Here is an 8,235-nt window from a genome sequence, read left to right as displayed (position 1 = left end):
GCCGCCGCCGGAGGCCGCGGCGGAGGCGGGTGAGCGGGTGAGCGGGTGAAGCCGACCGCGGTCTCCGGCGGCGGGCGGGACCGGCGCCAGGAGGGACGGGTGGCGGCCCGCCCGGTCGTGGAACGTCCACGTCCCGGGCCCCAGCGCAGCGGTTCCCCGGAGAGGAGGCCGATCGCCCTCGACGCGGTGCGCCGTGTTCGCGATGATGACGGGCACGCGACGACTAAGGAGGCACCGTGACGGGTTCGGCGCCGACTTCGGAACTCACCGGCTGGCGGAACGCCCCGTTCACCGGGGCCGGGATCACCCATGACGTGTACGAGAAGGGCGACGGTCCCGGTGTCGTTCTCGTACCGGAGGTCCCCGGCATCACGCCCGAAGTGCTCGGTCTGGCCGACCACCTGGTGGAGCAGGGGTTCACAGTCGCGATCCCGTCGCTGTTCGGCACGCCGGGCCGGCCGCTCTCCGGCCCGTACGTCATGGGGACGTTGGCCCGGCTCTGCGTGTCGGCCGAGTTCCGCGCCTTCGCCGCCAACGCCCGCCGCCCGGTCGCGGACCACCTGCGTGAACTAGCCCGCGACCTCGCGGCCCGTACCCCGGGACCCGGCGTCGGCGTCATCGGCATGTGCTTCACCGGAGGGTTCGCCCTGGCCGCCGCGGTGGACGACACCGTGCTCGCCCCGGTGCTCAGCCAGCCGTCGGTGCCCTTCCCGGTCAGTGGCGGCCGCCGGCGCGACCCGGGCGTCTCCGCGGACGAGCTCGCCACCGTGGCCGACCGTACGGCCCGGTCCGGCCTGTGCCTGCTCGGGCTGCGCTTCACCGGCGACCGTGCCTGCCCGCCGGACCGGTTCGCGACCTTGCGGGAGCGCCTCGGCCACGCCTTCGAGATCATCGAGCTGGACTCCTCACCGGGCAACGCCGGCGGCTTCGGCCGGGCGGCGCACTCGGTGCTGACCGCCGAGGTGCGCGAGGAGCCCGGCCACCCGGCCCTCGCCGCCCGCGAACGGGTCGTGGAGTTCCTGCGCGAGCGGCTCCTGCCCGCTCAGCCGGGCAGCGGCCGGATCAGCGGGTCGAGCCTCGCGCGCGCGTCGGCGACGGTGATGAAGTCCGGCTTCGCGATGCGCCGCACCTCGGTCAGGTCGGCGTGCTCGTACACGTGCCCGCCGAGCAGGCGCCCGCTCCGGTCGTACGGCCAGTGCATGGCGATCCGCTGGCGGACGAGGTAGTACCCCTCGGGGTCGCCGTCCGGGATCACGTGGCCGCGGGCGTAGATGTTGAACGTCGCCTCCGTCGCGAGCCCCCAGTCGGCCACCGCGAGCTGCTCGTCCTGGAGCACCATGACGTTGGTCCCGCTGTTGGCCAGCGTCCGGTAGAAGGCGGCGACCTCGTCGGGCCCGTCGAGCGTGGCGCTCGTGCGGTTGATGTTGAGGTAGCAGACGGGGTGTTCCACCGTCATCTCCGGGACGAAGATCTGCGTCCACCGCCCGGTCACCTGGAGCAGTGCGTGGCGGCGGTAGTTCTCTAAGATCCGCCGGCGGTGCGGGTTGTCGACGCGTTCGAGGAGTTCGTCCGCGGCCTGGGTCAGCGTGGTGATGTCGAGCTTTGCCACTAAGGAGTCCTCGCTGCCGCATTCACCGGGGCGCGGGGGCGTCCCGGCACTCGCCTAACTCCCTTCATGGTGACACGGGGCGGGGACCATCCTCCTCCACGGTTTGCAACAGTCCCCACACGAAATGGGCGACGTACGAGCGCGGCCGTTCGCCGGGAGCGGTGAAGCCCACCTGCCACCGGCTCGGCACCGTGTCGGCCTGATGGCGGGCCGGCGCGAAACGCGTCGCCACGTCGGAGACGACACACGACCAAGGCCGCAGGTCAGCGACCCCGTCGATCCGCGGCCCCGGCACTCCGCCGGGCCGGACCAGCCACTCGTGCAGGACCGACCCGTCGGGCCCGATGAGGGCCTCGAACCGCAGATCCGGCCAGAGCGACAGGTCCCACCAGTCCGTACGGCAGGTCACGTCGCCCACGGTCCGCTCGGCGCCGTCGGCGGGCGGGCCCAGCACCAGACGCAGCCGGCGCTCACCGCCGGGAAAGGCCCGCGACCGCAGAATCCGCTGCCAGCGCGCGTTCACCTGCCGCATCTCGGTACGCGAGGCTCCGAGCGAACGCATCGCCTCGGCCACCAGGTCGGGCTGGTAGTCGGCCATGCGCCGCAACAGGACGAGCTGAAACTCCCGGCGGGCGAACCCCTTCATAGCCGTTCATCAAACCACCGCGCCGTGGCCGGGCCGTGGTCGGCCGCAGTATCGCCGGATCCCCCGGGCCGCGGAACGGCCCGGTCCGGCGATCTATGGTGAGCGCATGCCGAAGTCGCAGGTCCTGGAGGTCTCCGGGCGTGAGGTGACGATCACCAACCCGGACAAGGTGGTCTTCCCGTCCAGCGGTCACACGAAGCTGGATCTCGTTCGCTACTACCTCTCCGTCGCCGACGGCGCGCTGCGGGGCGTCGCGGGCCGGCCGATGATCCTCAAGCGTTTCGTCAAGGGGATCGACGAGGAGGCCTTCTTCCAGAAGCGCGCCCCGGCCAAGCGGCCGGACTGGATCGAGGTGGCGCGCCTGCACTACGCGTCGGGCCGGTCGGCCGACGAGGTCGTCGTCCGTGACGCCGCACAGCTCGTCTGGGTGGTGAACCTCGGCTGCGTCGACCTCAACCCGCACCCGGTGCTCGCGGATGATCTCGACCACCCCGACGAACTGCGGATCGACCTGGACCCGGTGCCCGGCATCCCGTGGGGTCAGATCGTCGAGGTCGCCCTGGTGGCCAAGGAGGTACTGGAGGACCACGGCCTGACCGCGTGGCCCAAGACGTCCGGCTCGCGCGGATTCCACATCTACGCGCGCATCGATCCCCGGTGGCCCTACCGCGACGTACGGCTCGCCGCCGAGACCGTCGCCCGCGAGGTGGAGAACCGCGCCTCGGACCTGGCCACTAGCCGATGGTGGAAGGAGGAGCGGCAGGGGGTCTTCGTCGACTTCAACCAGAACGCCAAAGATCGGACGATCGCCTCGGCCTACTCCGTGCGGCCGACCGAGGACGCGCGGGTCTCCACCCCGCTCACCTGGGATGAGGTGCCCGGCTGCCGCCCTTCGGAGTACACGATGGCCACGGTTCCCGGGCGGTTCGCGGCGATCGGCGATCCCTGGGCGGACCTCGCGGGGACCGCGGGCTCGCTCGAGCCCCTGCTGGAGCTGGCCGAACGGCTCGGGCCCGCGGAGAAGCCGCCCAAGGGCACCGGCCGCCGGCAGCCGACGATGCCGCTCATCGAGATCGCGCGCGCCCGTACCAGGGACGAGGCGCTGGCGGGGCTGGACCGCTGGAGGGCCCGGCACCCCGCGGTGGTGCGCCGCCTGGAGCCCGCCGACATCCTGATCGACGGGATGCGCGGCCGCAGTTCGGTCTGGTACCGGATCCGGGTCAACCTCCAGCATGTCCCCGAGGAGGAGCGCCCACCGCAGGAACCGCTGGAGGTCGACTACGACCCGTGGGCCGGGGCGTCGTGGCCGGAGCGCCGCTGAGCAAAGCAGTAGTGAATGCAGGGCGACCAGCGTCCGACCTGGACAGCCTTACAGGCGACCACTGACATGCGACAGCCCCCGGTGCTCCGGGCGGGAGCACTTCTGTAGTCGGGTCAGCGCACATCTCTTGGGAGCCGGCGGAGGTACCGGTGGAAGCCCGCTCCACGTTGGTCACGTGGCAAGGCCGAGACCCTCACGCAGTGCATCGACGGCCAGCCGGCGGTGTGAGACCGCATTCTTCTCGTCGCTCGACATCTCGGCGAACGTTCGGCCGTGGCCATCCGGCAGGAAAATCGGGTCGTACCCGAAGCCGTTGTCGCCGCGTGGCTCGGTGGTGAGCGAGCCGTCGAGAGTGCCAGTGAAGACGCGTACACCCTCCTCATCCGCGTATCCGAGGGCGGTTGTCACCGTGGCACGCCGGTCGGTGAGATTTGCGGCCATCTCCAGGATCCCCTCCGGGCCGACGGCGTCGAGGAACCATGCCACCAGCGCGCCGGGGAGGCCGTTCCACGCGGACAGGGCCAGGCCCGTGTCGTCGACCAGCACCGGACTCTTCAGCTTCGCATACGCGTCGCCGGCCTTCCGTCGCACCACCCTGACGACGTCGGTTTCCTGGATCTCGGTGAGGCTCTCCTTGACCGCAGTTACTTCGGTCCCGAGCAGGCTCTCATACTCGCGCGCTTTGCCCTGGTTTCCGGTGATGAGTGAAATATGATCCAATGCGAACATGACCTTTCGTTCAGTGATTGCGTTCCAACTGATTTCGACAGCGTCCTCGACTGATCTACCCCGGGACCCATTCCTGGCGGCGGCAGGGGGGATCTCTTACCGCCCAGAATAGTCAGGCGGACTGGATGAATGATGGTCTCGGGCACGTTCAGGCCGACGGCGGTCGCAGCGGCCAACTGCACCGGCTTGTAGGCGGCGTACGCCGATGGGACAGGAGCGTTGACCCACAGGCAGGACCTGCTGCCGGCACCAAGGGCGTTCAGGACGCCGCCAAAGCCGTGCCGGGCCTCCGCATAGGTGAACGTCCGCTCTGAACCTGACATGCGCCCGTCCATGACGAATTGCGTCGGCCGGCCCAGGACTTCGTTCAGCAGCCCGTCGAGCGATGCCCTGGCATCCGATACCGGCATTCGGAGCCACGCATATCCACGGTAGAAGGAGATGAAACCATCGCCGCCGTACCGGGACGGCTGCTGTTGCGGGTGGCGCAGCCTCTCTGTTCCTTCGCCGAAATCCTGGCGGCATGCCGTCGTCTGGAGGCCCTGAGCCCAGCTTGCCCGGATTAGGGCCGCCCACGCTTCGGCCGCTGACGATGCCGCCTGCTCGACGGGATGCGCGGCCGCAGGAGCCGCTGGAGGTCGACCACGACCCGTGGGCCGGAGCGCCCCTGAATAAAGCAGTAGTGAATGTGGAATTCTCACATATGTAGCAATTGTGTGGCTTTACCAATAAGCGCCACATACGCTACAAATCATGATCAAGAGATTAACCGTCATCGCGACCGTCCTGGCCGTCGGCCTGCAGTTCCTCCCCGCAGCTCAGGCGGGCGCCGAACCCACTGGCGGCACCGGGGACACCATCGCGGCACGGGACGGTTGTGAGCGCACGACCTCGACGGTGCGGCTGACCGCAACGGATGCCACCCCGTACCGGATCGCCGGCTGGATGTGCGGGCCGCGCGCCCCCCACGACGGCGAGGTGCAGTTCCTGCTGCACGGCTTCACCTACAACCATCTGTACTGGATGGGCCTTGGAGTCGACCGGCTCGACTACGTGCGCGCCGCGGCCCGGCAGGGCCGTACGACCTTCGTCATCGACCAGTTGGGAGCGGGGGCGTCTGATCATCCGGATCCGACGGGGGTGACCTCCGGGGACCTGGCGTACGTGGCACATCAGCTGGTGGGGCGGCTCCGGTCGGGTCAGATCGGGCGCGCGCACACCCACTTCCAGCGCGTGATCGGAGTCGGGCACTCGATGGGTGCCGGCATCGCGCTCCTGGAGGCCGGCACCTACCACGACGTGAACGCCGTGGTGCTCGCCGACGAACTGCACGCCACGAATGCCGAGGGCGTGAACACCTTGAACTCGCACGTGATCCCGGCCAACACGCTGAGCCGGTTCGCGAGCCTGCCCGACGGATACCTGACGGTCGAGCCGCGCAGCCTGTTCTACGACACCGGCCTGGCCGACCCGAGCGTGATCGACCTGGACGAGCAGATCGGCATCGACACCACCGGCGCGTTCACGCCGACGCCGGACCCGGGCGACCCCGCGTTCAGCGACGCGATCACCGTGCCGGTGCTCATCGTGGTCGGCCGCCAGGACTCCCTGGACTGCGGCGAGGCCACCGGGCTGTCGTGCGCGAACGCCGGTGCCGTCATGGACCGGGAGTCGTCCCTCTACTCGGGCGCCTCCTGCATGGACGCCTTCGTGCTCGACTCCGGGCACGACACCAACCTGCACAACGCGGCCCCGCAGTGGTTCGCGTACGCCGGCGACTGGGTCGACGCCGTCGACCACGGACAGCCCTCGGCGCAGACCCGTAGTTGCCTGCCGGGCTGACCGGCCGCGGTGCGGTCCGGAGCCGCCGTCCGGGCCGCACCGCGGGCACGCGTATCACCGACAGTGCGCGGCCGGTTGACGGAACGGCCGTCGTCAGGGATTTTCGGCGAGTGGGTCGTTCGAGCGACGCGCGGGAGCGTCTGGTCAGGGCCGCGGCCCGGCTGTTCCTGGCGCGCGGTTACCAGGCCGTCGGGGTGGACGAGCTGTGCGTGGCCACCAGCGTCCCCCGCGGCACTTTCTACTACTTCTTCCGTTCCAAGTCCGAGCTGGTCAAGGCGGTGATCGATCGGCACGCCCTCGCGCTGTGGGACCGCCTCGAGGCCGCGGGCGCGTCCGATGGCACCGACCGCGCCGCCCGGCGTCTGCACGCGGTCGCCGACGCCGTCGGGGAGATCCAGGCGGACTTCGAACGCCGCTTCGGCGCGCTCGTCGGCTGCCCGTTCGGCAACCTGGCGGCCGAGCTCGCCGGCGCCGACGAGTCCGTGCGGGAGCACCTCGCCAGCGTGTTCGCCGAGTGGGAGCAGCGGCTGGCCGTGCTCTGCCGGCACGCGGCCGACCAGGGGACGTTGCGGCCGGGCGTGGACCCCGTCCTGTTCGCACGCATCCTGCTCGCGCAGTTCCAGGGCGTGATCCTGCTGGCCAGGGTCGGCCGGTCGACGGCCGCCGAGATCCCCGCCGCGCTGCACCAGATCATCGACTCCCACCTTCTCGAAGGGGCCGGCGCGTAGGGGCGTGTTCACCCGGGAGGGTCGAGGCGGATCGGCACGCCGTTGAGGTGGGCCATGCCCGCCAGGCGTTCCAGGTCGGCGGGGTCGGAGGAGGTCAGCAGGTTGACGTTGGCGCCGCCCGCGCGGTTGGCGCGCCGCCAGCCGCCGTCTCGGTGGCCCCACCCGTGCGGGACCGCCACCGTGCCGGGCATGACCTCGTCGGTGACCGTGACGGGCAGTTCGATCGCGCCGTACGGCGAGGTGATCCGGCACCGCCGGCCGTCGGCGAGGCCGTGTTCGGCCGCGTCGGCCGGGTGGACCCGCGCCGAGTGCGTCCGGGCACCGCGCATCAGCGTCGCGGAGTTGTGCATCCAGGAGTTCTGGGACCGCAGCTCACGCAGCCCGATCAGGCGCAGCGGGTACGCCGGGTCCTCCTCGGCGCCGAGCCGGTCGAACTCCGCGAGGATCTCGGGCGGGTCCAGCCGTACGCGACGGTCGCGGTGCCGCACCACCTCGGTCAGCACCCCGGTCCGTACGTGCTCGCCGAGGACCACGCCGTGCGGACGCCGCCGCAGCCTCCGCAGGCTGAGTCCGCCCCGCCGCAGCCCGAACAGGTCGCCGCCCGGGCCCAGCCGGACCACCAGATCCAGCAGGAACACCGGCGACGGCAACGGGACACGGCTCAGGATCCGGCCCAGCGGGCGTGGTGCGAAGGGCAGGAGCCCGGCCCGGCGGGCGATCGCGTCGATGATCTGCCATTCCTGCCGCGCCTCGCCGTACGGCCGCAGCACCGGCTCGGTGAACTGCGCGAACGGCGTGGTGAACAGGCCCAGGCTCGCCACCGGCAGGTCCTCGCGCTCAAGGAAGGTCGCCGCCGGCAGCACGTAGTCGGCGTGCCGGTTGGTGTCGTTGACGTACAGGTCGATCGAGACGAACAGCTCCAGCCCGGACAGGGCGGCCGACAGCTCGTCGCCGTCCGGCACCGAGACGACCGGGTTCCCGGCCGAGACGAACAGCGCCCGTACCCGGCCCGCGCCCGGCGTGGTGATCTCCTTGGCCATCAGGGCCGCCGGGAAACTGCCGAGCACGTCGGGGAGCCCGCCCACGCGGGAGCGCCGCTTCGCGTACGAGGCGAGGCCGAAGCGGTCGGCGAGCCGTTCGAGCCCGAGCGGTGAGGAGCCGAACACCGCGCCGCCGGGCCGGTCGAGGTTCCCGGTCACGACGTTCAGCGCGTCGAGCAGGTACGCCACCAGCGTCCCGTGCCGGCCCAGGCAGGAGCCGGTGCGCCCGTACACGGCGGCGCTCGCGGCCCCGGCCAGGTCGCGGGCCAGCCGGCGCACGACCTCGCCCGGCACGCCGGTACGGTCCTCGGTCCGCTCCG

8 protein-coding genes are annotated in these 8,235 nt (G+C 71.1%); 4 read left to right on the top strand and 4 right to left on the bottom strand.

Annotated features, from left to right (window positions below; translation table 11 throughout):
- The coding region (locus tag ACFFNX_RS36830) for a hypothetical protein (RefSeq protein WP_378210657.1) at nucleotides 1–216 on the bottom strand (216 nt) is incomplete at its 3' end.
- Between the two features lie 20 nt (nucleotides 217–236).
- On the opposite strand from ACFFNX_RS36830, the gene ACFFNX_RS36825 reads away from it, so the two are divergent.
- Nucleotides 237–1,226, top strand: a complete 990-nt coding sequence (locus ACFFNX_RS36825; protein ID WP_378210656.1) for a dienelactone hydrolase family protein — start codon at nucleotides 237–239, stop codon at nucleotides 1,224–1,226.
- 447 nt (nucleotides 1,227–1,673) lie between these two features.
- Here ACFFNX_RS36825 and ACFFNX_RS36820 read toward each other — a convergent pair whose 3' ends face one another.
- A complete protein-coding gene (locus tag ACFFNX_RS36820) occupies nucleotides 1,674–2,255 on the bottom strand; it encodes a hypothetical protein (protein ID WP_378210654.1) in 582 nt (193 codons plus the stop codon).
- Nucleotides 2,256–2,361: 106 nt separating this feature from the next.
- Here ACFFNX_RS36820 and ligD point away from each other — a divergent pair, with 106 nt between their 5' ends.
- Nucleotides 2,362–3,576 carry a non-homologous end-joining DNA ligase gene (gene ligD / locus ACFFNX_RS36815; protein WP_378210652.1) on the top strand — a complete coding sequence of 405 codons (1,215 nt, stop codon included), beginning with the start codon at nucleotides 2,362–2,364 and terminating at the stop codon, nucleotides 3,574–3,576.
- Between the two features lie 171 nt (nucleotides 3,577–3,747).
- Here ligD and rdgB read toward each other — a convergent pair whose 3' ends face one another.
- Complete coding sequence (gene rdgB, locus ACFFNX_RS36810; protein ID WP_378210650.1) at nucleotides 3,748–4,305, bottom strand: RdgB/HAM1 family non-canonical purine NTP pyrophosphatase; 558 nt, start codon at nucleotides 4,303–4,305, stop codon at nucleotides 3,748–3,750.
- A gap of 753 nt (nucleotides 4,306–5,058) precedes the next feature.
- On the opposite strand from rdgB, the gene ACFFNX_RS36805 reads away from it, so the two are divergent.
- Together ACFFNX_RS36805 and ACFFNX_RS36800 are read left to right on the top strand one after the other, a co-directional pair.
- Nucleotides 5,059–6,147: an alpha/beta hydrolase gene (locus ACFFNX_RS36805; protein ID WP_378210648.1), complete on the top strand. Its 1,089-nt coding sequence runs from the start codon at nucleotides 5,059–5,061 to the stop codon at nucleotides 6,145–6,147.
- 110 nt (nucleotides 6,148–6,257) lie between these two features.
- Nucleotides 6,258–6,875 carry a TetR/AcrR family transcriptional regulator gene (locus ACFFNX_RS36800; RefSeq protein WP_378210646.1) on the top strand — a complete coding sequence of 206 codons (618 nt, stop codon included), beginning with the start codon at nucleotides 6,258–6,260 and terminating at the stop codon, nucleotides 6,873–6,875.
- 8 nt (nucleotides 6,876–6,883) lie between these two features.
- Here the strand turns inward: ACFFNX_RS36800 and ACFFNX_RS36795 are convergent.
- Nucleotides 6,884–8,235, bottom strand: a 1,352-nt coding sequence (locus ACFFNX_RS36795; RefSeq protein WP_378210644.1) for a molybdopterin-dependent oxidoreductase, incomplete at its 5' end; no start/stop codon positions are given.

The sequence above is a fragment of the Actinoallomurus acaciae genome (assembly GCF_042429965.1).
In the GTDB taxonomy this organism is placed as follows: Bacteria; Actinomycetota; Actinomycetes; order Streptosporangiales; family Streptosporangiaceae; genus Actinoallomurus; species Actinoallomurus acaciae.
Note: the sequence above shows the minus strand (reverse complement) of the source record. Positions and strands in the feature narration are given on the sequence as shown.

Coding starts and splice junctions, on each gene's coding strand:
- ligD (WP_378210652.1), top strand. CDS start 2,362: ATGCCGAAGTCGCAGGTCCTGGAGGTCTCCGGGCGTGAGGTGACGATC.
- ACFFNX_RS36820 (WP_378210654.1), bottom strand. CDS start 2,255: ATGAAGGGGTTCGCCCGCCGGGAGTTTCAGCTCGTCCTGTTGCGGCGC.
- rdgB (WP_378210650.1), bottom strand. CDS start 4,305: ATGTTCGCATTGGATCATATTTCACTCATCACCGGAAACCAGGGCAAA.
- ACFFNX_RS36805 (WP_378210648.1), top strand. CDS start 5,059: ATGATCAAGAGATTAACCGTCATCGCGACCGTCCTGGCCGTCGGCCTG.